Annotated in this window: 21 protein-coding genes; 3 read left to right on the top strand and 18 right to left on the bottom strand. The window is 53.6% G+C overall.

Going from position 1 to position 26,241, the window contains the following annotated elements:
* Window positions 1-55 precede the first annotated feature (55 nt).
* The 12 genes from ACO0K8_RS01075 to ACO0K8_RS01020 form a co-directional block, all read right to left on the bottom strand.
* Window positions 56-1,249, bottom strand: coding sequence for an ABC transporter permease (locus tag ACO0K8_RS01075; protein WP_422944775.1), 1,194 nt, complete (start codon window positions 1,247-1,249; stop codon window positions 56-58).
* Window positions 1,246-2,427: an ABC transporter permease gene (locus ACO0K8_RS01070; RefSeq protein ID WP_422944774.1), complete on the bottom strand. Its 1,182-nt coding sequence runs from the start codon at window positions 2,425-2,427 to the stop codon at window positions 1,246-1,248. Before ACO0K8_RS01070 ends, ACO0K8_RS01075 begins: the two co-directional genes overlap by 4 nt.
* Before the next feature lie 5 nt (window positions 2,428-2,432).
* A complete protein-coding gene (locus ACO0K8_RS01065) occupies window positions 2,433-3,410 on the bottom strand; it encodes an HlyD family secretion protein (RefSeq protein WP_422944773.1) in 978 nt (325 codons plus the stop codon).
* A 75-nt stretch (window positions 3,411-3,485) separates the two neighbouring features.
* Window positions 3,486-4,895, bottom strand: a complete 1,410-nt coding sequence (locus ACO0K8_RS01060) for a TolC family protein (RefSeq protein WP_422944772.1) — start codon at window positions 4,893-4,895, stop codon at window positions 3,486-3,488.
* A gap of 115 nt (window positions 4,896-5,010) precedes the next feature.
* Complete coding sequence (locus ACO0K8_RS01055) at window positions 5,011-5,451, bottom strand: hypothetical protein (protein ID WP_422944771.1); 441 nt, start codon at window positions 5,449-5,451, stop codon at window positions 5,011-5,013.
* Window positions 5,452-5,643: 192 nt separating this feature from the next.
* A complete protein-coding gene (locus ACO0K8_RS01050; protein ID WP_422944770.1) occupies window positions 5,644-6,237 on the bottom strand; it encodes a DUF4136 domain-containing protein in 594 nt (197 codons plus the stop codon).
* Window positions 6,238-6,281: 44 nt separating this feature from the next.
* Window positions 6,282-6,929, bottom strand: coding sequence for a hypothetical protein (locus ACO0K8_RS01045; RefSeq protein ID WP_422944769.1), 648 nt, complete (start codon window positions 6,927-6,929; stop codon window positions 6,282-6,284).
* Between the two features lie 245 nt (window positions 6,930-7,174).
* Complete coding sequence (locus tag ACO0K8_RS01040) at window positions 7,175-8,722, bottom strand: YbaY family lipoprotein (RefSeq protein WP_422944768.1); 1,548 nt, start codon at window positions 8,720-8,722, stop codon at window positions 7,175-7,177.
* Window positions 8,723-8,898: 176 nt separating this feature from the next.
* Window positions 8,899-10,698, bottom strand: coding sequence for an amidohydrolase (locus ACO0K8_RS01035; RefSeq protein ID WP_422944767.1), 1,800 nt, complete (start codon window positions 10,696-10,698; stop codon window positions 8,899-8,901).
* 159 nt (window positions 10,699-10,857) lie between these two features.
* Window positions 10,858-11,589 (bottom strand): ribonuclease HI family protein, encoded by a 732-nt coding sequence (locus ACO0K8_RS01030; RefSeq protein WP_422944766.1) that lies wholly within the window; start codon window positions 11,587-11,589, stop codon window positions 10,858-10,860.
* Between the two features lie 247 nt (window positions 11,590-11,836).
* Window positions 11,837-13,765: a phytase gene (locus ACO0K8_RS01025; protein ID WP_422944765.1), complete on the bottom strand. Its 1,929-nt coding sequence runs from the start codon at window positions 13,763-13,765 to the stop codon at window positions 11,837-11,839.
* A 193-nt stretch (window positions 13,766-13,958) separates the two neighbouring features.
* A complete protein-coding gene (locus tag ACO0K8_RS01020; RefSeq protein ID WP_422944764.1) occupies window positions 13,959-16,559 on the bottom strand; it encodes a TonB-dependent receptor in 2,601 nt (866 codons plus the stop codon).
* 438 nt (window positions 16,560-16,997) lie between these two features.
* On the opposite strand from ACO0K8_RS01020, the gene ACO0K8_RS01015 reads away from it, so the two are divergent.
* Window positions 16,998-17,894, top strand: a complete 897-nt coding sequence (locus ACO0K8_RS01015) for a GGDEF domain-containing protein (protein WP_422944763.1) — start codon at window positions 16,998-17,000, stop codon at window positions 17,892-17,894.
* Window positions 17,891-19,066 carry an AraC family transcriptional regulator ligand-binding domain-containing protein gene (locus ACO0K8_RS01010; protein ID WP_422944762.1) on the top strand — a complete coding sequence of 392 codons (1,176 nt, stop codon included), beginning with the start codon at window positions 17,891-17,893 and terminating at the stop codon, window positions 19,064-19,066. Before ACO0K8_RS01015 ends, ACO0K8_RS01010 begins: the two co-directional genes overlap by 4 nt.
* A 47-nt stretch (window positions 19,067-19,113) precedes the next feature.
* Here ACO0K8_RS01010 and ACO0K8_RS01005 read toward each other — a convergent pair whose 3' ends face one another.
* The 5 genes from ACO0K8_RS01005 to ACO0K8_RS00985 form a co-directional block, all read right to left on the bottom strand.
* Window positions 19,114-20,070 (bottom strand): hypothetical protein, encoded by a 957-nt coding sequence (locus ACO0K8_RS01005; protein ID WP_422944761.1) that lies wholly within the window; start codon window positions 20,068-20,070, stop codon window positions 19,114-19,116.
* Window positions 20,071-20,109: 39 nt separating this feature from the next.
* Window positions 20,110-20,376, bottom strand: a complete 267-nt coding sequence (locus ACO0K8_RS01000; protein ID WP_422944760.1) for a hypothetical protein — start codon at window positions 20,374-20,376, stop codon at window positions 20,110-20,112.
* A 135-nt stretch (window positions 20,377-20,511) separates the two neighbouring features.
* Window positions 20,512-22,389, bottom strand: coding sequence for a potassium transporter Kup (locus tag ACO0K8_RS00995; RefSeq protein ID WP_422944759.1), 1,878 nt, complete (start codon window positions 22,387-22,389; stop codon window positions 20,512-20,514).
* Between the two features lie 129 nt (window positions 22,390-22,518).
* Window positions 22,519-23,199, bottom strand: a complete 681-nt coding sequence (locus ACO0K8_RS00990) for a response regulator (RefSeq protein WP_422944758.1) — start codon at window positions 23,197-23,199, stop codon at window positions 22,519-22,521.
* Window positions 23,196-24,728, bottom strand: coding sequence for a sensor histidine kinase (locus tag ACO0K8_RS00985; RefSeq protein WP_422944757.1), 1,533 nt, complete (start codon window positions 24,726-24,728; stop codon window positions 23,196-23,198). The genes ACO0K8_RS00990 and ACO0K8_RS00985 overlap by 4 nt, the downstream gene beginning before the upstream one ends.
* A 185-nt stretch (window positions 24,729-24,913) precedes the next feature.
* Here ACO0K8_RS00985 and trhA point away from each other — a divergent pair, with 185 nt between their 5' ends.
* Window positions 24,914-25,531, top strand: coding sequence for a PAQR family membrane homeostasis protein TrhA (gene trhA, locus ACO0K8_RS00980; RefSeq protein WP_422944756.1), 618 nt, complete (start codon window positions 24,914-24,916; stop codon window positions 25,529-25,531).
* A 22-nt stretch (window positions 25,532-25,553) separates the two neighbouring features.
* Here trhA and ACO0K8_RS00975 read toward each other — a convergent pair whose 3' ends face one another.
* A complete protein-coding gene (locus tag ACO0K8_RS00975) occupies window positions 25,554-26,192 on the bottom strand; it encodes a 2OG-Fe(II) oxygenase (protein ID WP_422944755.1) in 639 nt (212 codons plus the stop codon).
* Window positions 26,193-26,241 lie beyond the last annotated feature (49 nt).

The following is a 26,241-nucleotide window of genomic DNA, read 5'->3' as shown; positions in this document are numbered from 1 at the left end:
GCCTGCCGACGGCTTGTGCATGCGTGTGTTTTTTAGGGAAGGATCAGCAGCAATATCAGCGCTGAGATTTGGCGGCGCGCGCTAGCATCCACACAGCCAGCGCCATCCAGATAAAACTGAGTAAGCATAGATGTCGCAACTGCGGCAACACCTCCGCTAAGCTAGCGCCCATTTGATTCACCGCCACCAGTGCCTGAATACCGGAACTGGTAGGCAAGGCCAAGGCCAGCCATTGCAAAGCCTGTGGCACTGCTTCTAGCGGCCACGAGATGCCGCTTAAAAACAATAAGGGAATCGAGGTAGCCACCGCCAGCATAAACACCGCTTCGCGCTGACGCGCCCATGCACCGAGGGCGATACCCAGCGCAGAACTGGTCAACACGAAAGGCAATAACACCAGCGTCGCCACAAAAAAATCACCGCCACGCGGATAATCCCAAAACCAAAACACAAAGCCAAAGAAAAACAGACCATTAAGCATGCCTATCAGCGCCAACAAGAGCCAAACACCCAGTGCACGTGCCGGGCGCTTCAACAACCAGCGTGCTCGGGCCCGTCCACGCTGACACCAGCTGCCAACCATAATCGAGGCACCGATCAATAGGGTTTGCTGCACAATAATTACCGCGACTGCCGGCACGATATAGCTGGCGTAACCTTCGCTCTCGTTAAATAAGGCGTCAATTTTTAAATGCACGGGAGCGCGTTGCTGCGCTGCCTGCTGCGGGCTAGCACCATGCGCTTGCCGCTTGGCGATTTCTATGCCCGCCGACAGCGTACCCACGCTTTTGGCGAAACCTTCCAGCACCATTTTATTCAGGAGCAAATAACTGCCATTACCCAACACCGGTAAAGTCATGGCTTGCCCTTGCGTGACATGGCGCGCCAAACCTGGGGGTATCACCAGCACACCTTCCACTTCGCGCTTCCACAAGGCTTGCTGTGCCTGAATCTGGCTGGCGGTGACGAGCTTCACATCTAGCCCCGGTGAGGCTTGCGCGAAGCGCACTAACTGACGCGACAAACTACTCTGGTCGCCATCCACCACGGCTACCGGCACGCGTCTGATCTGCTCGGTCGAATACGGCAAAGGGTAAAAAAATGCATAGAAAGCGCCAGCTGCCACCAGCAATAATAAGGCACCACTGTCGCGCCGCAGATAACGCCAAGTGAAACGCCAGCCGCGTAAAAAATCGGCCATAAAATGCTTCTTGCTCACGCACTTACTCAAACCCAAACTCAAACTCATGCTCGCCCCCAGGCATCGGCACTTAAGCAACGCGACATCAGTCTAGGCACGAGTAAGCAAGGAAAAATAGCCATCGCTGCCAATACCCACAAGTCATCGAGGCTATAGATCACAGGCGCGCCCATACCCCATTGCTCGGCCTGTAGTCTTAATAAATGGGTCAACGGCAACAGCCAGGCCCAGGCCTGCGCCGCCAACGGCATCGCCATCAAAGGATAACCAGCACCGGAATAGGTAAACGCCGGAGAAGCGATCACGCCCGCCACCGACAAGCCCATGCGCAAGCTGCGCGTTGCCAGCACCGCCACCACGCCCAGCGCCGCGTTGGCTAATAAGCCCAGCAGATGGGCCAGCAATAACAGGGGCAAGGATCCCTGGACCACGAAACCGCGGACCAGGCTAAGCCCAAATAACATGCCACAAGTAAGCAGCGCCAATGGCGCCAGATTGATCACTAATTTCGCAGCCAAGGCAGTCAGCAAATTACCATCAGCGTGCTCCAGCCACGCCTTGACCGTGCCATGCTTAAGCTCACGGCCAACACAGGCGACCGCAATGAACATGGCAAATAATTGCAGCAAGGCGGTGCCTAAGGCTGGGACTAAAAACGCTTCGTAATTCATGCTGCCGTTAAATAAAGTCATCAAGCCCGGCCGCAGCGGCTCTAGATTATTCATGGCTGATGCGGCCGACTCGCCTTGCGCCGTGCGGATTTTCAATTCAGCACCCGCCGAAAACAGCGCCAGCGCAGTTTGCACCTGACTCTTCACCATTCCGGCCCCGGTCGATTGCTGGGCATTGACCTGCAGGTGCACGGTGGGTGCAACGCCATGTTTTATATCGCGCTCAAAATCACGCGGCACCACCAGCCAAGCTAGCGCATGACCGCTGCGTACCGCGTGCATGGCGGCCATTTCATCGGGCAGTCGTAAACTAAGGCCGAGCGTCGGCGAGGACTCAAGTAACTGCAAAAGCTGACGCGAACTGGCTGACTTATCGTGATCAACCCACACCAGTGGCAAATTGCGCGGCAGGCCTGCAGCCAGCGTCCACCATAGTATCGCCAGCAACAACAAGGGCCACCAGCTCATTAAGGCCAATTCCCAAGGGTTGGCGCGTAAGGCCAGCCACTCGCGCCGCATCACGCGGCGCCATGCTGATGTTTTTTTCTTAGACACGGACACTAGGGCGTCACACTCACCAACACCGACATACCAGGGCGGGCCCCAGCCAAAGGCTTGACTGGGCGCGCCTTAATTTCAAAGGTTTTGGCATCAAAGTTGGTACCACCAGGTGCGGCGCGCCAGGTGGCAAAATCGGGCTGCGCGGCCAACGCATATACCTCGAACTCCAGCTCTTTTAAATTCAACGCCGGAATCGCGGCAGTAAATCGTTTACCTTTCTGAAACCGGCTGAGTAAATCTTCGCGCACATTCAAGACCAGCCAGTTGCGCGCCAGATCAGTCACCACCACCACCGGCACCCCGGCGGGCGACAACTCGCCCACCCTGGCGTTGACCTTGGTCACTTCACCGGCCACCGGGCTAGTCAATTGCGACTCCTTCAATGCCGCATTGACTTCTGCCACCGCACCGCCCGCCTGGCGTAATTGTGCCGCAGCGGCCGCCTTATCTTCGCTACGGGCTCCGGCCAGCGCCATCTCGTATTGTGCCTGTGCGGCACGCGCCAGATCAGCATTGGCGCGCCAATTGGCCTCTGCCTCATCGCGTTTTTGTGTTGCGATCAGGCCATCGCGTGCCAAACCGTCTACCCGCTTGAACGAAGTTTCCGCCAGATTCGCGCCTATCGTAGCGCGCTGCGCGTTCATCTGTGCCATGCGTATCTCTTCCTTGCGGGCTCCGTTTTGCGCTTTATCATTGAGCGCCTGCGCCGCGTCTCTTACCGCATTAGCTTGCTGCGCCTTGGCTTCTATTTCCGGCGCATCCATGACGATCAGATGGGTACCGGCAGTAATGAGCTGCCCTTCGGTGACCAGCACCTGGCTGACCCGCCCCGGCACCTTAGGCGCAACCGAAATCTGCTCGGCCTCCATTTGCCCCTGAAACTGGATAGGCCCAGTTCGCCCAGACAACCACAAGCCTAAGGCGATCAGAGCAGCCACCAGCGCCAGTACCAAGATTGGAATTATTTTTGTTTTCATCGAAGACAACTCGCTATCACTATTCAGACTAGATTAAATTTGATGTACACAGTTCAAAACCGACCGACAAAGACATTATTGCCTGTGCTGAATATCTGCACTCTGTGCTAGTTGCGGAAAATTTGCCAGCTCACCGGTAGTGCTTAGCAAAGCCACCAGCGCCATACTGTATTCATAGGCCGCGCCGGTTTGTTCGGCCTGCACCTTAGCCAGATTGAGCTGAGCATCAATCACCTCGACCGCAGTCCCCAGACCGGCCGCCAGGCTCTTGACGCGCAGTCGCAGATACTCCCGCGCCAACTCCTCGTCGGCACGCAGCGCCAGATATTTCAATTTTGCTTGATCCAGATTGCGATAATTGCGCTCCACCAGCAAGGCGATATCTTGCCTGGCCTGACGTTCAGCCTGATCGACTCTTTGCGCCGCGGCCAAACTCGATCGTGACAAGGCGGCTCTATCCGTGCCATCGATCAACACCCAATTGACCACAATGCCAACCATCCAATCGGGCCGCCCCCCATGCGGTTCTGCCACACCATAGGCAAACACACTAGGTTTGTGCAAGCCCTCTTCAATCTGATGCAGGCCCTCAGTTTGCTGACGCTTGGCGCTGACGATAGCCATACCAGGATGCGCGGCCAGCGCACGGGTGACATAATTTTCTAAAGGTTCCAGACTGCGGGTATCGACAAATAATGGCGTCGCCAGCACCGCCGCAGCATGTTCGGTATCGAGCATGGCATCGAGGGCACGCCGCGCCAGTGCACTATCGTGCTGCGCCTTAGAAGCATCGCGCACGGCATTGGCATACGCCACATCAGCCTGTAAGCGTTCTACCTTTGCCAACAGACCCGCCGCTTCCAGACGTTTGGCAGTGGCCAGATGCTCGGCCACGCCCAATCTTGCCGCCTCGCGCAATTGCGCCACTTGCCCCGTCGCCTGCACCCCGAAATAGCGCTGTATTAGAGTCGCTTGTACTTCATCGCGCTCTTGCTGCGCATTCGCGACACTTTCAGAAGCGCGCCCTGCTGCGACACCGCGTACTCCGTCGATACGGCCGCCGGTATACAAAGGCAGTATCGCATTCACAAAACCCGCAGCGCCGGTTTTACGCACATGCAGATTCACCGAATCTGGCAAGGTCGGAATATCAATCGGAATCGGCAAAGCACTAGGTGGTATAGGCAGACCGTTGATCATGCCATTAATATTATTCGCGTAGGGCTGCAGGCTAATATTTTGCTGACGCTCAAAACTATAGCCCATACCAGTTACCGCGAGGATAGGGCCACCAAGACCAGCCACAGCCTGCACTTGTTCCTGCGCCTGCGTCACGGCGGCATTAGCCCCACCCAACTTACCCGAGTTCTGGCTCGCAAGGGCAAGCGCCTGACCGATGCCCAATGGCTGCGCGGCGTAGGCAAGATCAGCCAGGTAGCACTGACTCAGTGTCCATGCGACACCCATGAGCAGACGTTTTTTCATTACCGCATCCATATCAAATACTCATACGCTGACAGTCAAATTCGCCAGTCAAGGTCATGCAACAACGCTGCGCGCAATGACGCTAAGTTGCGCTAAGTTGTTCAGGACTAAAAAACTATTTAGTGACGGCAGGGACTGATGCGGCAGCGGCATCCGGCGCTTCTCTATGTACCACCACGCCTGGAGAAATAGAAATATCATTAGCGACAGTGACCTTGGTCACAAAATGACGGGTTTCACCGAAGCATGAAGTTGGCAAGCCAACTTTTTCTTCATAATGCAAGGTCACGCGACGCCCCATTACCTCAGTCAGTTCGGCCGCCACTTTCTCATCGTGAACCGAAAATTGAAATTTCTCTACCGTAGCGCTGCCGGGCAAAGACACCAAAGCCAGTTCGCCTTCCCAGGTTTTACAGATCCAGCCCTTGTTCGACAATTTCTGTATCCAGCCAGCCCGCTCACCCGATGAATAACTCCAATTTAAGGCTGCCGCAAAATACGCAGTCACCAGCAAAACCAGAATGAGTACAGCAAGGAAAATTCGTTTAAAAGTCATGATAGGTCTTCTTCAGGTAGGGAAATTCTTATTAATTGCGAAAGTGTATGGGATAGCAACAAGCATGGTCAATCATTTATACAGCTTCAAACGGCACAAAATACTGAAACCAGCGCATTCGCGAACAATCCACCAATAAAAAAAGCGAACCCTCAGGTTCGCTTTTTGGTTCGCGAACTAAATCGCAAAGAATTACTTACCTGGTGCAGGCAAAGGATACTTGGCGAAAGCCGCTTTCACCGCAATTGCTAAGGCTTCTGGCATATTTGTCAGATCTTTTTGCGTCACGCTATCGGTAACAACACCTTCCCACACCAATTGCTTGCGTGCAGCATCAACTACGTCGATGTTTAAAGTGCCTTCTTTGTATTGAGATACCACGGTCTGATCCATATACATAGGATAGGCCGTATACATGCCGCCACGGTAGCCGTAATAACCCATACCCATGCCGTAGCCAACCGTGGAAACCGGCATCGTGCTGACACGCGTTTTGTCACTCAAGCTAGCATTGAAGTTGACCAGCAGTTGCGGTGCTGTTTCAACCAGACGCATACCACGCGCTTCCATTTCACGCTTGGTATTGGCCTTCAATTCTTGCGAAACAATGCTTTGATAGCCACCGCGATCCGTTGCTAAAGGACTGGCGAATGCGAAGGTTTTATATTGCGTGAAGTCGGCAGCTCTATCAAATACCGCATGCACTTCTGGACCACTTGCACAGCCGCTCAACAAAGAGGCCGCCATTGCCAGTGGCAATAGACTATTTTTCAGTTGAATTTTCATATCAATTTTTACTCCTTTATGATGAAAAACCAAGCGACTACCGATTACTTCTTCGCTGCCGGTGCCGACGCTGCTGCTGGCTTAGCTGCAGCCGCTGGTGCTGCTGGCTTAGCTACATGCTCAACATTGAGAACTACCGCTTCAACAAATACAGCACGGACTTGGCTGCCGACTTTTACTTTGCTCACGTCCATACCTTCAGGAATCGCGATTGTAAAAGTGCGTGTTGCGCCGCGCAGTGTAGCAGTGCCAGCCTTCGTGTCTATCGCTTTGACATCCGCCAAAATTTCAACTTTACGACCAACTAGCGCACCTGGCATACCACCAGCAGGAGCAGCACCTGTAGTGGTCGACTCTACGCGTTCACGAATACCATTATTTGAAACTGGCTCCAGTTTTGCAGCAACTGCAGTCATGTAACGCACGACCAACTCATCGCCGACTAAGACTTGATCAAAATTTTTCACTTCCGCTGGTACATTTACTGTCACCAATTTACCTTTAGGACCTTTTAAGGTAGCGGTACGATTGGCCATGTCTAATTCAACCACGGTCGCGCGCACTTCGATTTCACCGGCTTTTGCACGGACACCAGATGCTGCTGCGCTGGCAGTAGTAACAGTCGCTTGGGCAAACGCGGCAACTGGGAAAGCTAATGCACAAGCGAGTACGATTTTAGTCAAACGTGTCATGAAAATCTCCGTAAAGTGAAATAAAATAAGAAAAAACAAAACATCAACAACGAGCAAATATCACAAAAAAACCTTGGCTTTTTGCAATTGGCATAAAGAATAGCATTAGTAACAGTCTCTCGCGATAAATATGTCGGGAAAATCAAATAATTTCAAATAATTCTCTATAAACCCTTAATACAGCCCTAATTACCGCCCAAATTACCGCCCAAATAGCCTCATCTACGCCTATTAATCTCGTGTAATCAGCGCAAATAAACCGCGTCAAAACGCGCCACCACCTGCTCACCCTTGAGTAACACTAACTGCTCGCCATCTAGCCGATACGCGCTCACAGCATCGAGCATACTGAGCACCTGACTTTCCAATTCCATAAACGGTGCCGCGCAGGCCATACGGGTGCTCGCCATTTGCAGGAAACGTAGCGCGCTAGCGCTTTGTTGATACGCCCCATTAATTTGATTGCAACCACCAAAACCGCTGACACGCCCTCCTTCCGCGCTCAGAGTAATTCTCACCTCGCGTTTTTGGGTCGCCGACATGGAAATTTTCACCCCATCTAACTCGCTGAGCTTCCAGTAAGTCTCGCTCAAACTGGCGACCGGCTTGGCATCAACATGGTTTTTTTCCGGCATTTGCAGCTCCCTGGCGTTCGCCGTTCTAAGCGGCAGGCAAGTCTTGCCTGGCTCGGTTTTCTCTAGACGCTCTATCAGCATTTGCTCAAGAGCCGCGCCTTGCGTCGCTGGCATGAGACTAAGTCGACCATCAAAATGTATCAGCATAGGTTTGGCCGCTTGGCTATACTGCTGCGCTACATTCAAATAATCTGCGCCGACTGCCACCGGCCAGCGTATTTCGCTGGCACAATCGGTAACAGTCGCAACGTCCCCGGCATAGCTCAATTCACCACGCCAGCGTAATGTTTCACTAATTGGATCAAGTTGGACGGTACGCCTCAAGTCGAGATTTGCCGATGTCTTGATGCTTAGGCCTTGCTGATCGAGCAAACGTAAATTCCCGTCATCGAGCAACGCCATGTGAATCACCGCATCCGGACTAGTCAAGCGAAGTTGTTTGCCACTGGCGTCCAGGCTCCAGCGCCCCAGTTCAGACATCGCAGCCACATCTTTGCCCAGATAGGTGCGGCGTAAGCGATACAGGCCGTCCGCACGCAAGCTCAGGGTTTGCGCCACGCCCTGGCAATCGGCGCAAGGCAGCACTCCGGCGAAACTGGCGGGCAAAACCAACTCACGCTTGAGCATTTGGACAGGCGCAGGCTTCGCCACATTCGGCACTGACGTGGGCACTGGTGGTGGCACCGCATCGAGCATCAGATCAACTTGATTGGCCGCGCCACGGGTCAGCACCGGGTAGCTGCGCGTGGTGGTAAACAACAAATCATTGCCAGACTTAATGCTGGCGCGCAGCGAATAGCTAAACCGCTCTTCTATCGCTGAGCTAGGCACTTTGAGTAAAAATCGTATCGGCACCTGGCGGTTGCCGAACACTTCGCTAGTTTCAGCCAAGACCCGGGCATGCGCATCAGCACGCGAGACGTCCTCTACCCGCACAGTCAGCACTGCATCTGGCGGCAAGGCGATTCTTTGTTTATACGCGGCACTGCCACTAACGATCACAAAGCTCGTTTCCGCTTTGCTGGAGGAGGAAGTTTGCGTTTGAGCTTGAACCTGAGAGGTCGAAAAACCAGCCAGACCGACCAACACAAAAGCCAGATTACGAAAAATTTTCTGCTTGCTGCCAACATGGCGAACGTGTTTGTGCTGCACCGTCATACTCTACCCTTTATAAAAATAGCGCAATTGCGTACCCATCAGATTTACCTTTAGCCCGCCCGAACAGCTAACCAAAACGCCTAGCCCGGCGCGCATATTCCATGCGGGTTTCAAGCCAGCATGCCTGAAGAAGCGCATGGAATATGCGTGCTGGCGTGATGCTAAAAAAATCCTGCCTAATCTCGTTTGGACGCGGAAAGATACACCGACTGACCTTCCTTGATGGTTTCCAGCACTTTCAGATTGACCAGTTTAGCGCGCTCTAGCTTGAGTGGATTCGCCGATAAAATCACCAGATCAGCCAGTTTACCAACTTCGATGCTGCCTTTGCTGGCTTCTTCAAAATGCTGATAGGCAGGCCACAGCGTCATGGCTTTTAAGGCGACCAGAGGCTCGACCCGCTGATCTGCACCTAACACGTAGCCGCTGCGGGTAGTACGGTTGACCGCGCTATCCAAGATGCGCATAGAGTTAGGAAAAGTCACGGGCGCATCCGAGTGTATGCTAAATTTCATGCCACGAGCGAGCACCGCGCCGGTAGGCGAAATAAACTCGGCGCGCTTGGCACCGGCCACCGATTCTCTATGCCAGTCGCCCCAGTAAAAGCTATGCATAGGATATAGCGAGGGGAATATACCCAGTCTTTGTAGCGCCGGAATCTGGTCTTGTCGCAAATACTGACCATGGATCAAAACGCTACGTCTGTCTTTGCCTGGTGCTGCAGTTTGCACCGACGTCACGGTCTTGATCAGTTGATCGATAGCGGCGTCACCGTTCGCATGATTTAGCATTTGCCAATTATTTTGGGTCGCCAAGGTGTACCATTTCAGCGCCTCGGCATCACTGAAGGCGGCATAACCGGCATAGCTCTTTTTCTGACCGGCCGGCACTTTGAAATACGGCTCGGTGAACCAGGCTGTTTTACCTTGCGGCGAACCATCGTAGGTCAACTTCACGCCACCGATACGGAAATGATTGCTGTAATCGCGCGACATGGAGGCACTATGCAAGATAGGGTCATCGCCCATTGCCGCAATATCGGCATAGGACACGATATCGGCTTTAAAAACCCCGTTCTTGGCCATTTCCGGCAAGGCTTTCAGAGTGGCTAAATCGGTCTTACCGTCTTGTATAGTGGTAAATCCATTCTCTAGATAAATCGCCTCGCTCGCCTTTAGTTGCATCACTATTTCGGAGGGAGTCAATGCCGGCAGCATTTTATACACGATACCAAAAAATGCATTTTCTTCTAGCACGCCCGATGGTGTCTTGCGATCGGCTTCGCGCCGGATAACTCCGCCGCTAGGATTGACGCTCTTGGCATTGATCTTCATATTCGCCAGCGCCTTGCTGTTTAACACACCGAGGTGACCGGACTGATGAATCACCATAATCGGAATATCCTTAGAAACGGCATCAAGCTCCTGACGGGTAGGATGTCTGCGCTCTTTCAGTTGCGAATCATCATAATTGAAGCCAACCGCAACCCCATGCGCTTTCACCACTGGCGACTTGGCGATAAATTCGCGCATCACTTGCTGCAATTGCGCAATGGTATTAACCGGGCCATCAGGCAAAGGCAAGAGATTGGCGGAATTGGCTTGCATGCCCACCGCCGTAAAATGGCTATGCCCATCGACAAAACCCGGCAGCATGGTCTTACCAGCCAGATCGACCATCTTGGTTTTTGTACCGCGCTGCGCCTTCTCTATCTCGGCGCGCTTACCAACCGCAACGATTTTGCCGCCATTCACCGCTACCGCCTCAGCACTCGGTTGCGCATCATTGATGGTAATAATGTCGCCGCCAAAATAAATACTGTCCGCGCCCGCCAATGCCAAGGCTTGCGCTGCACTCTGCACAGCATCTGGAGAATTTGAGGTGGCACAGGCACTGATGAATATGGCAATGCTGGCGGCCAAGACCGTCTTATGGAAAAGCGGGTTTAACTGCGCGAAAGCATAGGGAGATTTCATTGCGGTCCTTGAGTTGTGATGGTTACTATTTCGGCGCCATAGCGGATAGGTAAAACCAGGCTGCTTGAGCATTTTGCATTGACCTTACTGATGCTTACATCGAATAGTAATGTATAAAAAAGCTAGCAATAGAACTAAAAGTATACACCTTGCTTAGCCTCAATATTGATGAACGATTGTGTCTGGCGTATGAATGTCGGCACTTTCAGACACGATCAGGCCGGATGCACTTTGCGACAAGGCATCGGCGACAGCATTTTTATGACGTGGCACCCAACGCAAATGCACTTCTGGCATTTGCCGCAACACTGTCCAGACCTGAGACCGGTAGCGCTGCAGACTAAGCGCCGCCAGCCGCTCCGAGCCCTGGACATCATGAATCACGACCTGACTGTCGCCATATACAAACAGCAAAGGAGGCTGCAATGGCAAGGCCATTTCCAGCAAAGCGATCAGAGCCAGGTATTCGGCCTCGCTACTATTGCCATAACCCGCCGCTTGCGAAATCTCAAACTGCCGGCCATCGGGCGCAATCAATACCGCGCCGATACCGCAACGCCCAGGATTTGGATGGGCCGAGCCATCGAACCAGGCACGCCATGCATGGGCCGGTGCCTGCTGCTGCAAAGACTGAGCCGCACGGGCCTCGACCTTCAGTTGGCGGCGCGCCGCCAGTGTGGCCGCCAACTCAGCGCGTTGAGCTAAACGCTGCGCACATAATTGCGCTAATCCAGCAGGCCCTGCCACTAGCGCCAGGGTCTGTCTGAGAGCTTGCTCTAGCGAGCAGCCTAGCTGGCGCGCCAAACGGCGACTAGCGACCTTTTCGGCATGAAATGCAAGGTCTAACAAGCGTTCAAACTCGGCAGAAAATTCGCTATCAGATTTTTGCATGGGATTTTTTTGGTTTTTGTTATTGCTTACCCATAATAAAATAACACGATTTCATTTCCGTTGCGAAACTTATCTCTCCGAATCTCTCAGAATTTCGTGCACCGCAAACGCAAATAAAATCGGTCGGCATTAGTCAGTATTATTCAGCATTATTCGCTGCAAAATCGGGCAGCGGCCAATCGCTAAGAGTAAAGCCTGGCAATGCGGACCAATACCGAGATCTGAAGACTGCTGGTCCGCACGCAAGTTAGGGCAGTGGCAGTTTGAGCGCACGCGCAATGTCTTCCCAGGCCACATATTTAAAATTTTGCGGGCCGTCCGGCAGTCGCTTGTTGCCATCCTGCACCACCAGCATTCCTGCACTAAATTTACCACCGAAGTTGACCGAACTGACATCGAGTCCATCGGTTTCAGAGGTGCCATCTATGCCCGAGGAAGGATTGACGCCAACTCTAAACTTGCCGCGCACGCGGTAAGGCGCTTGCGCATCCAGCACCAGATAGCTGCTATCGCCCTGGCTAGAGACCAGCAGATAATCTTGCTTGGCGCCGAAATAGATCGCCATGCCTTCCACGTCTGCGTGTAACTGCGGGCCGACCGGCAGTATCAACTGCAACGCTGGTTCACTGTCGGCAGCTGCCGAGGCCAGCCAGATGCCGCGTTTCTCCTCGCCGAGGTAGAGCTTGGCATTCTTATCATCAGCCACGCAGCCCTCTGGCTGGCTGGCGAGCTTGAAGCGTCGTACCACGCGTCCGGTAAAACCCTGATCCGATCGCTCTATGCGTATCTGTTGAAAGCGACCGTCCTTGTCATTGACGAACACTTCCAAGCCGCCGCCCAGAGGACGATACAGGCAGGTGCCGTATATCTTATCCAAATCAGTGGCGATACGTGCCGCCTCGGCCACCTCGCCGCCGGCATTAATCGCAAACACCACCAGACTATTCTCGTCGCGCTGGGTGGCTACAGCAAGATCAAAACTTTGCCCGCCAAATTGCAGATTCTGGCGCAGATCAACATTATTCAAGCGCCCGCTTTCCAGCAACTGCAATTGTTTACCCGCCATATCGTAGACCAGCAAACCTTGCTTCTTATTCGTGCCTAGCACTCTTGAGTTAGCTGTATCCGCTTGATTCACCCAGATCGCCGGATCATCTGCCGCGTCACCGTAACGCGCCACAGGATCGGTTTGCACTTGCGCTTGAATAATCGCAATCTCCCTATCGTCTGATGCCTTGCCTGTGGCAAGCGTACGCTTCCAAGGCTGCGCTTGCACATGCCAGGTCTTAGCCTGTTCGTCGCGCAATAGCAGTTGCATGCCACCGGCAACTTCTCGCAAACCTAACTGTCCGATTTCATGACCAAAGCGAAGCCGTTGCTGCGCCAAGTGCTGCCACTGCCCCTGATGTAGGCGCAGTAAATGCAGGTTTTCGCTCTTAGTGTCGATCAATGCCACACCACCCGGCAGCACGACAAAGGCGCCCGCTCCGCCTTGCAAACGGCCAAATGGCGCACGCAGCGCCAGCGGCAGATGATTGCCTATCGCTGCGCTAGCTTCTGGATCGGCAGCATAGGCCCACAATCCCAAATCAGCTTCGCTGACCAACAAAGTATGACTGAGATCGTCGCTGCGGCAATGTTTGGCTTGCGGCGGCAAGGCCAGTTTGCGCACTAGCCTGGGGCTCTCGCCCTGCAACAGCCATTGCTCGCTCACCCCGTTTTTACCGACCAGGAACAGATAATCAAGTTGCTGCGCGTCGCGATACAAACACGCGGTCTCGACCGCAAATTGAGGTAGAGGAAATGCGGATTGCGCCTGAATAGTGCCGGCCTTCACATCGACCAGAAGCGGGATCGGGCGCTGTGTATCGGCGTCGATGAGCACCGCAAAGACGCCCCGTGCATGCGGCCGGGTGTCGAGATGCTTGGCGCGCATAGGCAGTTTTGCCCGCTCTTTACCATTGCCATCCAACAGCCGCAGAGTCTGCTTGTCTAGCACCAACCAGCCGCCGTCCGGCAGCGCCGCCAACTCTTGTGCCCTGGCGACTGCAGCAGGAATAGTTGCGGGGGTTTTAGGGGAGCTGGCGGCAGATACAGTCTGCGTCAGTGTCAGCATTATCACCAACACCAGCAAGCGTCCCACACCCAAATGTTTACTTAATTCGATTGTTCTCATCTTATGTTCTCATCATATTTTTCTACGACTTGTTATTTACATCCCGCCCCTACCGCGCGCAGATAATTTTAAAAACGGCATGCCCCAATACGCAGTATCCATGCGCCTTACCAGCCATCCTGGCCCGACAGGCGCACCGGTATTGCGTAACAGGGCTGCCGTGTAGTGATTTCTTTAAGCTGCCAAATAAAAATTAAAACAGGCTCGCTTTCAGGCTCAATTTATAGCTACGTCCATATTGCTCATACTGCGCGTTGTAGGGAGTACTGCCCTGATACACATAGTATTTTTCATTGTTGAGATTACTCGCTTCAAAGATCAATTGAATGCGCTTATTAAACTGATAGGCGAAAGAAAAATCGAGTTGTTTTTGCGCATCGACGATGCGATCCTGATCCGCCTTCAAGATGTCGGAGCCCATTTCCAGCAGATACGCAGATTTGTAATTGAGTGCCAGACGCGTGCTGACCGGCCCCTGCTCATAACCCAGCATGAGATTGACGATCTGATCCGACTGGCTAGGCAAACTGATCTTGCGTGCCAGCGTCTTGCCGGCTGCGCTGTCGTAACGACTGATGTTGGCGCTGGAACTGCTCAAGCTGGTATTGACGCCGACCAGCAAACCGTTCCAGGGCGCTGGCAACATACTCAGAGTTTGCGTATAGGCCAGTTCTATCCCCTTCACGCTTGCCGCATCGCCATTGGCGTAAGAACTCGCGCTGGTATAACCCAGCCATTTCCCTGTGCCAGCCAGATTGGTGGAATAAGTGAAATTTTTAATGTCTTTGTAAAACAGGTAAGCTGACACGCTACCGTCGCTGCCCAACATACGTTCCACGCCTAGATCCAGATTCGCGCCTTTGAGAGGTTTCAAGTCGGGATTGCCAATCACCGCCTCGGTATTACTGACCAGATTAATGCCAGGCGCAAGCTGGCCGAAATTGGCCCTGACCACCGCATTGGTCCAGGCCGCCCTGACGCTGGTTTGACGATCGAGATCGTAGCGCGCCTGCAAGGATGGCAGCCAATCGGTATAAGAATTATCACGCGTGACGGCCTGCAATTTGCTGCCATTGACCTGACTGCCGCTGGCATCAAAACCGGTACGTTCCATGCGCACGCCAGCCAAAACATGCCAGGCCTCAAAATCAAAAGCGTTTTGCAGATACGCAGCGTCTATATTTTCATGCATGCTGTAATCATTCAGGTTCGACTCCAGCTGCATCCTGGCAGCATCACGATTCAGACCCGCCACCCGGGCACGGATCAAGGCCGGATTAATGCCATTGACTATCTGTCCCAACTGGTAATCGAGCGGTTCTTGCACAAAGTCTTTCAGCGCAGTAGTGCCCGCCCCCCAGTAATTTGCGCTAGAACTTTTGCTGCTGTTATACAACCACTGATTGGTATCGTTAGTTTTTTCGCGACGACTGGTTTTGGCACCGAATTTCAAGGTGGACTCAACATGATCGAGATGAAACTTGCGTGCCAGATCGAACTGCGCATGTTTTTCGCTATCTTCGGATAGCCGTTGCTGCAAGGTGATCGCATTGAGGCTGTAACTGGCGGCGTCGTACATACTGGCCGGTCCGACTAACTGCGGCACCTGACTGCCGTGAAACCCGACTTCCGCAAAAATACTATTGCCACGAAACCGCGCATCGTTAATGGATTCCGGCGTGTCATCGCTGGCCTTACTGACACCTGCATTGAGGTCCAGCGTCCAGTGCCGATATTTCTGCTCGGTGCCAAGCACCACAGAACTGATGTTTTGAGTATATTTACGTTGCCGCAAGCGACGTTCGGCGCGGGCACTGGCGGTCGCGCCCTCAGCCACTGCCCCACCGGCAATATTACTGATCGTGAGTCGATCACGAACTTCATCATCACTAAAGTCACTCATAAAACTACGCAGAAAATACGCACTGTCTTTACCCGGGCGAAAATCGAGATTCAATGCAAATGCGCGTCGCTCACGTACCGGCAGGTAATTGCGCAATTCAAATCCGCCCAATTTGGCATCGGCACCGGTGCCGCTCCAGGCGCCGCCCGTCTCCACATTGTCTGAGCCAAACTCACGTTTTTCCAGGCTGATGCCGGCCGCCACCCCAAGCTTGCCATCCATAAAACGATCGGCCCATGCCATACCCAGATTCGGGCTGGTCTTACCGCTGTTCTCGTCATAATTGGCACCGGCATTCAAGGTCAGCATCTTCCCAGAAATATCAAAAGCCGATAAGGTCTTGACGTCGGTAGTGCCGCCCAGTGAATTAGCGTCCTGATCCGGCCTTAAGGTCTTAGTTACTTCCAGCGTGCGTATCAGACCAGCGGGCAAGATGTCGAGCGCCAGCGCGCGGCGACTCGCTTCCGGCGACGGTACTAAGGCGCCATTGATGGTGACGGCATTGAGGTCGGCACCGATACCGCGCACCGTAACATAACGGCCCTCGCCTTGATCGCGCTGCACCGAAACGCCAGGCAGACGCGCCAGCGCTTCAGCGGCGTTCTTGTCCGGCAAGCCACCAATATCATCACTACTGATCACGTTAACGATGTTGTCCGCTTTTTCTTGCGCGGCGATCGATTTGCGCAAACTGGCGCGCTGGCCATGGATCTCGACACTCGTGCTTGGCGCATCGCTCGTTTGAGCTTGCGCACTCGATGGCGCAAGCGTGCAAATCGAGCCAAAGGCGCTCAACAAGCACAGGCTTAACACTGAAGGACGGCAACGATGCACAAATTGTGTTTCTGTTTGCACTTGCGTGATAGGTGAGGAGGTTTGCGTGGTTTTCATTGATCAAGCTCAGGTGGAAGGAAAGAAAGCACGGAGTGTAGAAGCCGTATATGACGATTACATGACAGCTGCGGCGCTCTGGCCCGTCCGCTCCATGTCCTAGCGCCATTTTTCGGCGATATGCACGAAAAAACAGAAAGAATGAGCCGGATTGACTGCGACACCAGAACGCGATTCCGGCCATACAGGTATTTCTCACTTGAATAGGACTTACGCAAAACCGCCCCAGCGTCTTGGTATCGGCCTTGCCGTAACAATTTTGCGAAAGTCCTGTTTAAGTCAGTCACGACGGTGAGCTAAATTGCCCCTCGTTGCTGCCTGACGACATTTTTTACGGATTCAAAAATTCATGCATCCCTGTCATCCGCCTGTCACCTTGCGGCGCTATCCTCGCGCACTTCAATTTATCTGTGCCAGCCACCAAAAAAGACCTTTATTATGCTCAGACTACATCGACCTCTCCTGATCGTCACCGCGGTTGCGCTCTTGCTGTGTCTGGTCGCGTATGCCAGCATGGGCACGCTCAAACCTATGCAGCGCTGGCAATGGATGGATATCGCCGGCGAAGGTGGCAGCGCCATCATGGCTGGCATCTGGCTACTGATGTTGCTCAGCAGCCGCCCGAAAGGTCGGGTCACAACTTTACTGGCGGCGGGCCTTGCTGCCATCATGTTAGGCGAATCGGCCGATTGCCTCGACGAATTCTTCACTGTTCCCAAAGAACAACTCTGGGATAATTTTCTGGAAGCCGCCCTGATGTTGGGTGGCATGCTGACACTGACAAGCGGCATGTATTACTGGCGTCAGGAACAATTTCGACTCAACGAACATTTGCAAAAACGTGAGCGTCTGTTTCGCAGTCATCGTGCCTTTGATCGCCTTACCCAGCTCGCCACTGCCGAATATCTGCGCGAACAAATCGAGCAAGAACAGCAGCGCCAGCCACTGCCAAACTGCGCCGTCGTGCTATTGGATATAGACGGTTTTCACCTGATCAACCGTCACTTTGGCCAGCCGCAAGGCGACCTTGTGCTGCAAGCGGTCGGGCACATGCTCTTACTCAATTTACGCAACGAGGATTTGCTGTGCCGTTACGCCGGCGATCGCTTTGCCATCCTGATGCCGGAAACCAGCCTGGCCAGCGCCGAGTCAATGGCGCAGCATCTATGTTTTATGGTGCGCCATATGCAGCATCGTTCCATGGGCCAGCACATCGATATCCGCATACGCCATGCTTGCGCGATGGCAGACGCTCCTGCCGAGACCGTATTGACAAAATTAAATCGGGTGCTCGATACAAGCACCAGAGAGTGTGACGCTCTGGCGGCGGCGTGATCAACTACCTGCAAGCGAGTGAGCCTTGCATCCTGGCGCAACATCAGCCGGCCCTGTTGCTGGGCTACGCCCACAGCCAGGACCTGAGTAGCACTTGCATCATGCATGGCGTGGCGTTGACTCCGGCCAGCCGGCGGCCCCATGACACATTGAATTCGCCCTTGATCGAAGCCAGCGTTGGTGCTGGTTTTGGTGCTGGTTTTGGTGCTGGTTTTGGTGCTGGTTGTGGTGCTGGTTTTGACGCTGATTTTGGTGCTGGTTTAGGCTCACCAGTCGGCGATACCATTAGCCCTAGCCAGTACCTGAAAATGCTCAGCAACCTGATACGCGCACTAGATAGTCGCGACACCAGTTTCATGCTGGGGCAACAGATGTTGCCAGGCCATTATGGTGACGTCAGCCACGCGTTGCTGCAGGCAGGCAATTTGCGGCAGGCCTTGCAGATACTGGTGCGCTACCAAAGCAAGCTTTGCCCGCTATTGCAGCCACGTTTCAAGGACGAAGGCGGTATGGCAGTACTGTACTGGACCGATAGTTTTGGCGCACCCAGTCTATTGCCATTTCTAGTCGAAATGCATATGGCAGCGGTGGCCGGAATGTGCCGCTGGCTGAGCGGAGAACGGCTGCCGTGGCGCTTCTGTTTCAATCGCGGCAGCCCGCGCCATAGCGAACAACATAAGGCGCATTTAGGCGGCGATTTGCGTTTTAATTGCCATCTGGATGCCATGCTGATCGTTTCAGAATACTTAGATAAACCCTGGCCGCGTGGCAACTCCATGGCCGCCGCGCTGATCCTGCAAAAGCTAGAACTCGAGGCACTCAGTACCCCGATGCTGCCGAGTTTACTCGGTGCCTTGTACGACTATCTACTCGTCAATATCCGTGCCGCACCCACGCTAGACGCCTGCGCGCAAGCCTTTGGCATCAGCCCGGCAACCATGAAGCGTCATCTGGCGCGCCATGGTAGCCACTTTCAAGCAGAACTAGACCAGGTACGCACCCATGTTGCACTCTACCTGTTTCAAACGCTAGACTACGACAATGAGGCAGTAGCGCAGCACCTCGGTTTCCATGATGCCAACAACTTCCGGCGCTCCTTTAAGCGTTGGACCGGACAGCCCCCCAGCCTGATGCGCGACGGTTTATTCAGCGGTGCGCTCGAGTTCAGTTAGCGCGACCAGTGCACACCGCCAAGCAACTTTTGCAGCCAGACTTAAATTTACTTGAGCGGTTTATCTAAACCGAACAACAGCTGACTGCCCTGCGGCACGATATTGGGTAACATGCCCGGTTTGAGGTTCTTGGCAAACTCTACCATCGCCTGCGCCTTGAGCATTTCAATTTCCAACTGCGTTTTAGCCACCTGCGCTTCACGTGCTTTGGCAAACTCTTCAGCGGCTAAGCGCATCTGCGTTGCTTCTTGTACCTTGGCCTTGGCTTTTTCTACCGATTGCTGCGCCGCGTAAGTTTCATTGATGGCTTTTTGTATGCCGGGGTCAGAGTAAGTCATGCCTTCGGCATAGCCCAGATTATTGATGACTACGCCCAAATCGGCAAAGTGGGCTCGCGTATCGATCAGCACTTTATCGAAAATCTCTTTTTTCTGATGCTGACCATCGATCAAACTGCGCACCCCAAACTCGCGCGACAAACCAGCCTGCACGTAGGTACGAATATCTTGATCGGCGACGTCGCGTAAGGCCTTGCCGGCGTAGTTATACAAAAATTTAGCGGCCTTATCTTCCGGTATCGAAGCCGTCATCACCACCCCGATAGAAAAATCGATAGACTCTACCGACTCCACCCGTATGCCCTCGTTCTTACTGCTGGTGCCGGTTTTTTCGCTACTAGTCCATTCACGCGAAACCGGCGTACGGTCCACCGTAACCAATTTGGCAGTCGGTATCCATTCATAGTCATTCGAATTATTGCCGGTGCTGCGCTTGCGGTGTGGGATAGAAATGCGTTTGGTGGCGACTTTGTTTTGCTCCAAAAATTCTTCCGACATAAACTTGGCCTGCCCGGTTTTGCTATCGCCTTCCAGCTTGATCATGAATGAGGTCTCGTTAGGCTTAATCTCGACCAATTCTTCCAGGTCAGGCTTACCCATGCAGGCACTCAGACTGACTATCAACATCAGGGAAATCGGCAAACTACGGCTTATTGTTTTTTTCATTTTAGGTTCTCGTTTCTATTTTTTTTTTGATTATTTTGATTACTTACTACGGCGATTGATCAGCAAAGAGCCCCAGATCAGCAGCAAGGCCAGCAGTAACACGCTGCCTGAGGTACCCGATAGCATGCTGCCCAGATTCATGCCGGCAATAGAAGCGACATAGCTGGCATCCGAATTAGCCATTTGCCCCAGCGCCGCATTGCCCGATACCAGCACGGCAGTGGGCATCAACAAACTATTCAATAACGGTGTCAACAGCACGGCTAGCAGGCTTAAGACGATACGGACTAAGATAGATTTTTTCATGAGTTCACTCTGTATAAAATAGGATTTAAAATAGGGCGTGCAAAGGGCATGCCCTGTTGCGCACTGTTTATGCGGTTCTTCAGCCATGCAGGCTGGAGAACCGCATGGGGATTGCGCAACAGGGCTGGCCGATTTTTAGATTTGCACCCGCGTGCCTAGTTCGATCACACAATTATTCGGCAGACGGAAGAAATCAACCACACTTCCGGCATTACGCGACATCAGGGTAAACAGCAATTCTCGCCAATGCGCCATACCAGTACCGCGGGTCGGCACCACGATCTCCCGGCTCAAAAAGTAAGAGGTTTCAAACAGGTTCAAGCTCAGACCATGCGCCGCGCATAGTTCTAATGCCTTGGGAATATCCGGCGTGTTTTTAAAACCATAGTTCACCTTCACTTTCCAAAATCCCGGTGCCAGCGCTGCTACTTGCACCCTCTCTTCAAACGGTATCCACGGCACATCATGGAACACCACGGTGAGTATCAGATTGCGTTCATGCAGCACCTGATTATGCTTAAGGTTATGCATCAGGGCTTGCGGTACGGTATCCGGATTGGCCACCGCATACACCGCAGTACGCGAAGCACGCGGTATGCTGTCATTCGACAAGGCGGTGATAAACGGCAGCAGTTCTGGATCATGCTGGCGTATGCTATTGATTAGCAATTCACGCCCGCGACGCCAGGTTGCCATAACCAGGAAGATCACACCGCCCATCGCCAGCGGAAACCAGCCGCCCTGAAAGAACTTCAGTGAGCAGGACAACACCAACAAAATGTCGAACGCCAGAAATACACAAGTAGAAGTCACTGCCACCGCTAAAGGAAACTTCCAGCTATGGCGCACCACGAAGAAGGTCAAGATAGTCGTGATCAACATCGTCACCGTGACTGCGATCCCATAAGCCGCCGCCATCGCCGAAGAGCTACCAAAACCCACTACCGCCAATAGCACACCGGCCAGCAAGACCCAATTCACGCCAGGCATGTAAATCTGCCCCATTTCTTTGGCCGAAGTAAAGTTCACTTGCATGCGTGGCAGCAAACCCAGTTGCATGGCCTGCTTGGTCATGGAATACGCACCCGAGATCACCGCTTGCGAGGCAATCACCGCAGCGAAGGTAGCCAGTACCACCGCAGGTATCAATAAACTGGCGGGAAACAAACGAAAAAACGGATTTTCTAGCGCGCCAGGGTCACGCATCAACAAAGCGCCCTGTCCCATGTAATTGAGCGCCAGCGCAGGTAAAACCAAACCTACCCACGCCAGTTGTATCGGGCGTTTGCCAAAATGTCCCATGTCGGCATACAGCGCCTCGGCACCGGTAAAAGCCAGTACGATCGCGCCGCCCACCACAAAAACATGCCAGCCCTGTGTGCTCAAAAAGCGCACGGCATTGAGGGGATTGAGTGCCGCCAAAATAGCCGGTTGTTGAATAATCTCATTGATGCCGGTCACGGCCAGCACCCCAAACCACAGCACAATCACAGGCCCAAACAATTTACCTACCACCGCCGTTCCGTAGCGCTGCATCGCGAACAAGGCGATCAAAACAGTGAGCGCAATCGGCACCACATAGGTTTTAAAACTAACGGAGATTACTTCCAGACCTTCGACCGCACCCAGCACCGTCACCGCAGGGGTGATGATGCTGTCGCCGTAAAACAAAGCAGCACCAAAGACACCGGTCAGTAGCAAGATCACGCGACGCTTGCCGCTAGTGCCAGCCGCCTTGGCCGCCAAAGCCGTCAGTGCCATGATGCCGCCTTCACCACGGTTATCGGCACGTAAAATCAGCAAGACATATTTGAGAGTGACCACCATCATCAGCCCCCAGAAGATCGCCGACACGGCACCGATCAAATGCGCAGCATCGAGCGGTAAGCCGATAGTCGGGCTAAATACTTCTTTCATGGTATACAAAGGACTGGTACCGATGTCGCCATACACCACGCCTAAAGCACCCAGAGTGAGTGCAGCGACGCTTTCGCGACTAGAATTATTACTCATGACAATCCAAAAAAGTGGGACAGGTGGCCACTATCCATTCACCAGCATTAGGAAAGCATAAGGAAAAATTTCATTGTAGTATTTACACACAGCCCAACGACTTTCTTATGCGGGCTTCCTGTCCGTCAATCAGCTCGCCGCCAAGCGATAGCCGACCCCGGTTTCGGTTAACAGATAACGTGGTTCGGCCGGATTGTCTTCGATTTTTGCGCGCAACTGCCCCATGTACAAACGCAGGTAATGAGTGTGATCGACGAACTCGTCACCCCAGACATCGACCAGCAATTGTCTGTGCGTGACCACCTTACCGCTGCTGCGCACCAGTCGCGCCAACAAGTTGAATTCGGTCTTGGTCAGATGTAGTTGCTGCCCTTTATTAACAACCGAATGTGCGTTTAAATCCACGCACAAATCGGCCAGACTATATTGCGTGACCGCCGCCGCCAAGTTGGTACCGCGATGGCGCAAGGCGACCCGTATGCGTGCCAGCAACTCGCCCACGCTAAAAGGCTTGGTCAGATAATCGTCAGCACCGGCATCGAGCAATTGGATTTTTTGTGCCTCTTGATGTCGTGCCGACACCACCAAAATCGGCAAGTTGTGATGTCTGCGCACCTGGCGTACCAGATCGACGCCATCACCATCGGGCAAACCAAGATCGAGCACCATCACGTCCGGCATAGCGTGTTTTAACAAGGCGCTCGCTTCGCTCACCGAGACCGCCGTCTGCACCTCAAAGCCCTCTACCGACAGCGAGGTGCGCATCAGCGCTCTGATATCTTTATCGTCTTCGACGATTAGCACCCTCATGGCTGCTCTCCTTGCTTAAATGGTTGTTCTAGAGTTAGCGGCAAACTCAGGATAAAGCTGCTGCCGCCACCGCTACGGCGCCGCAAAATCAAGCTGCCGCCGTGCGCCTGCGCGATGGCGCGGCAGACGGCTAAACCCAGGCCTGAGCCACGTTGCTGACTGCGCTCGCTATGATCACCACGCGAGTAAGCATCGAAAATAGTGGCTAACTCGGCCTCCGAGATACCCGGGCCGCGGTCTTTGACAGATACCAGCAGATTCTCACCCTCAACCTGAGTCTCCAGACTAACTACCAGATGGATGGCGGCGTCGGTATATTTCAATGCGTTTTCAAGCAAATTGCTTATCAATTGAGAAATCAGCACTGCATCAACTCGCACCAAAGGTAGGCTATCCGGGACCTTAGAGACGATACGGCGACTACTATCGTATTGCCTGATTCTGGCCAGCACGCTGCCGGTGATTTCTTCCATAGACTCCCAGTCGCGTGTCAAGGGCTGAGCAGAATTGGCCAGACGTACCAATTGCAAAGTATTTTCGGTCAGGTTCGCCAAATGGCCAGCCTCATTCACGATACTCGTCAATAAGCGCTGTTGCTCTAGCACGCTAAGTTTATCGTGCTGCAGTTGCAAAGCCGAGGCGGCACCCACCACCACCGCCAGCGGAGTACGTAGATCATGCGAAATCGCTGCCAGAAAGATGCCTTGCAATTGCTGCTTTTGCGCCTCCCGCTGCGCAGCCTGCATCGCCACGCTCAGGCGCAGACGCCACAAAGCTTGCGCGAGCATGCTACACAGCGCCACCGCGTGTTCACGGCCACTCTCATCATCGCCGGCCACCGCTTGTATGCAGACTGCACCACTCAACTCTCGCCCCTGACGCAGCTCACCTAGCGGTATATACCAGGCATCGAGTTCAGTCCAGCGACCAGTACCCGCCCCCAGGACCACGGCCTCCTTGAGGCAACAGCGCAAGCCGTCACGTATTGCATTCGGAAGTTCTAATGGAAGATCAAGTTCGCTCGCGTCAGCCTCGAATAGCGCCAGGGTGTTGGTACCGCTGAAGGCGGTATCGAGTGCACGCTGCCCCAACAGTTTTACCGCCTGCGGCGTATCGGCATCGGCCAATGCGATGGCCAGGCTTTGCAATTGGCGGGCCCGGGTTTCATTGAGCCTTGCCATCTCAGTCTCGCGCCGCATCCCTGAGGCTAAGTGATTAATCACCAAAGCCAGCACCAACATGGTCAGGAGCGCGATAAAATGTTCCGAGCGTTCCACCTGAAACGTCCAGCGTGGCGGTACGAAAAAGAAATTCAGAGCCGCCACCGCGGCAAACGCAGCCAGCACGGAATGGCTACGGCCGAGGCGAGACGAAACCAGCACGACCGCCAACACGTATAGCATGGAGAGACTAGTTAGCGAGACATACGGGTCCAACAATAGGCACGCCAGCGTGGCTGCGCTGAGTAAAAATAGGAGTAAAAACCAGTCTTTCCAAGACTGGTTTCGTGATTCTGATGTAAGTGCCATATTTTTCATGCCAGCAGACTAACACAGCCTATTCGGACTTATGCAAAATCGCAGTAGCGGCGCGCTGCCCTGCGGTTCTACATTGCGCAGTCTGGCCTAAGCTAGACCACGCCCTCTAGCAAGAAAAAACCGGGGCGTGCTATGCTGCACCGCACACAGTTCAAACCCACAGGATGTATCAAGCCATGTACTACGGAGAAAGATTTAACGCAGCGACTCATCTATTCGGTGCGCTGTTAGCCCTGATCGGTAGCGGCGTGCTGGTAATGCGTGCAGCGATGGACGGCGACCCGTGGAAACTCACCAGTGTCATCATTTACGGTATCACGCTGACACTACTATATAGCTTCTCTAGCCTGTATCACAGCGTGCGCGGGCCGGCAAAAAGCCTCTTACAAAAACTAGACCATCACAGTATTTATCTGCTCATTGCCGGCAGTTACACCCCATTTTGTCTGGTTACACTGCGCCACTCTTGGGGCTGGCCTTTACTCGCAGTGATCTGGAGTCTAGGCATCCTAGGCAGCCTGTTGGAGCTGAGGCCACAAAGTGAAGCCAGAATTTTTTCTGTAGTGATTTATGTCGTGATGGGCTGGGCCGCCTTAGCCGCCATCGTACCCTTGATGAACGCACTGGGCAGCGCAGGCTTCGCCTGGCTGGCAGCAGGCGGTTTACTGTACACCGTAGGCATTATCTTTTTTGTGCTCGACACCCGTGTCAAGCACGGCCACGGCATCTGGCATTTGTTTGTCTTGGGTGGCAGCGGCGCGCATTACTTTGCCATCCTGGAGTATGTGTTGTAAATGCGGGTTAGGCTGGGGTAAATTAACGACGCCGGCGGAACCAGCCGGTCAGCGACAGGCGGTCGCGCGTTGCCGGCAAGACCTCATGCAGCATTTCTGCCGATAAGAACAAGACCATGGTGGCGCCCGTAGGCAGCACATCCTGGCTCGCCAGCCCTTGCGGATGCAAGCGCAAGGCACCGCCCTGCTCGGACAGCCAATCCTGATTCAGGTAAATTACGACCGATACGGTACGGCTATCGTCATCCCGGAATCTATCCAGATGCTGCCGATACGCGCTACCCGGCGCATAGAAAGCAAAGTGACTTTCATACTCCTCCAACCCCAGATAAAAATGCTGGTTGAGAACTAGGCGCAGACTTTCCATGATAGCCAAATAATCGTCACAAGCCTGAGACTGACCAGGGTTTAACCATAGGATCTGATCTCCTCGGATAGCCGGTTGCAAGGTCAATAAGGCCGTACGCCCAACCCCGGCCGGTTTGAGTGCGCCGCTGGCAGCTAAACTGCCACACTCTGCCGCCAACAACATTCTGAGCGTTTCAGGCAAAAAAAGCCTGTGTTGCGACCAGCCGTGTTGGCTCAGATTGGCCAGCATGCTCAACTGCAGGGCATCACTAAAATAATCAGGAGATACTGGTAACACGGAAGATATTGCCATACTGCTTTCTGAGACTTTACGCTTTTTCACTCGCCACCAGCATAAGCAT

Origin of the sequence: Undibacterium sp. Ren11W (assembly GCF_049340485.1) — a bacterium.
Classification (GTDB): Bacteria; Pseudomonadota; Gammaproteobacteria; order Burkholderiales; family Burkholderiaceae_D; genus Undibacterium.
Note: the sequence above shows the minus strand (reverse complement) of the source record. Positions and strands in the feature narration are given on the sequence as shown.

Bases quoted from the DNA above. Each gene is read 5' to 3' on its own strand.
- ACO0K8_RS01075 (WP_422944775.1), bottom strand. From the start codon at position 1,249: ATGAGTTTGAGTTTGGGTTTGAGTAAGTGCGTGAGCAAGAAGCATTTT.
- ACO0K8_RS01065 (WP_422944773.1), bottom strand. From the start codon at position 3,410: ATGAAAACAAAAATAATTCCAATCTTGGTACTGGCGCTGGTGGCTGCT.
- ACO0K8_RS01060 (WP_422944772.1), bottom strand. From the start codon at position 4,895: ATGAAAAAACGTCTGCTCATGGGTGTCGCATGGACACTGAGTCAGTGC.
- ACO0K8_RS01055 (WP_422944771.1), bottom strand. From the start codon at position 5,451: ATGACTTTTAAACGAATTTTCCTTGCTGTACTCATTCTGGTTTTGCTG.
- ACO0K8_RS01050 (WP_422944770.1), bottom strand. From the start codon at position 6,237: ATGAAAATTCAACTGAAAAATAGTCTATTGCCACTGGCAATGGCGGCC.
- ACO0K8_RS01045 (WP_422944769.1), bottom strand. From the start codon at position 6,929: ATGACACGTTTGACTAAAATCGTACTCGCTTGTGCATTAGCTTTCCCA.
- ACO0K8_RS01040 (WP_422944768.1), bottom strand. From the start codon at position 8,722: ATGACGGTGCAGCACAAACACGTTCGCCATGTTGGCAGCAAGCAGAAA.
- ACO0K8_RS01035 (WP_422944767.1), bottom strand. From the start codon at position 10,698: ATGAAATCTCCCTATGCTTTCGCGCAGTTAAACCCGCTTTTCCATAAG.
- ACO0K8_RS01030 (WP_422944766.1), bottom strand. From the start codon at position 11,589: ATGCAAAAATCTGATAGCGAATTTTCTGCCGAGTTTGAACGCTTGTTA.
- ACO0K8_RS01025 (WP_422944765.1), bottom strand. From the start codon at position 13,765: ATGAGAACAATCGAATTAAGTAAACATTTGGGTGTGGGACGCTTGCTG.
- ACO0K8_RS01020 (WP_422944764.1), bottom strand. From the start codon at position 16,559: ATGAAAACCACGCAAACCTCCTCACCTATCACGCAAGTGCAAACAGAA.
- ACO0K8_RS01015 (WP_422944763.1), top strand. From the start codon at position 16,998: ATGCTCAGACTACATCGACCTCTCCTGATCGTCACCGCGGTTGCGCTC.
- ACO0K8_RS01005 (WP_422944761.1), bottom strand. From the start codon at position 20,070: ATGAAAAAAACAATAAGCCGTAGTTTGCCGATTTCCCTGATGTTGATA.
- ACO0K8_RS01000 (WP_422944760.1), bottom strand. From the start codon at position 20,376: ATGAAAAAATCTATCTTAGTCCGTATCGTCTTAAGCCTGCTAGCCGTG.
- ACO0K8_RS00995 (WP_422944759.1), bottom strand. From the start codon at position 22,389: ATGAGTAATAATTCTAGTCGCGAAAGCGTCGCTGCACTCACTCTGGGT.
- ACO0K8_RS00990 (WP_422944758.1), bottom strand. From the start codon at position 23,199: ATGAGGGTGCTAATCGTCGAAGACGATAAAGATATCAGAGCGCTGATG.
- ACO0K8_RS00985 (WP_422944757.1), bottom strand. From the start codon at position 24,728: ATGGCACTTACATCAGAATCACGAAACCAGTCTTGGAAAGACTGGTTT.
- trhA (WP_422944756.1), top strand. From the start codon at position 24,914: ATGTACTACGGAGAAAGATTTAACGCAGCGACTCATCTATTCGGTGCG.
- ACO0K8_RS00975 (WP_422944755.1), bottom strand. From the start codon at position 26,192: ATGGCAATATCTTCCGTGTTACCAGTATCTCCTGATTATTTTAGTGAT.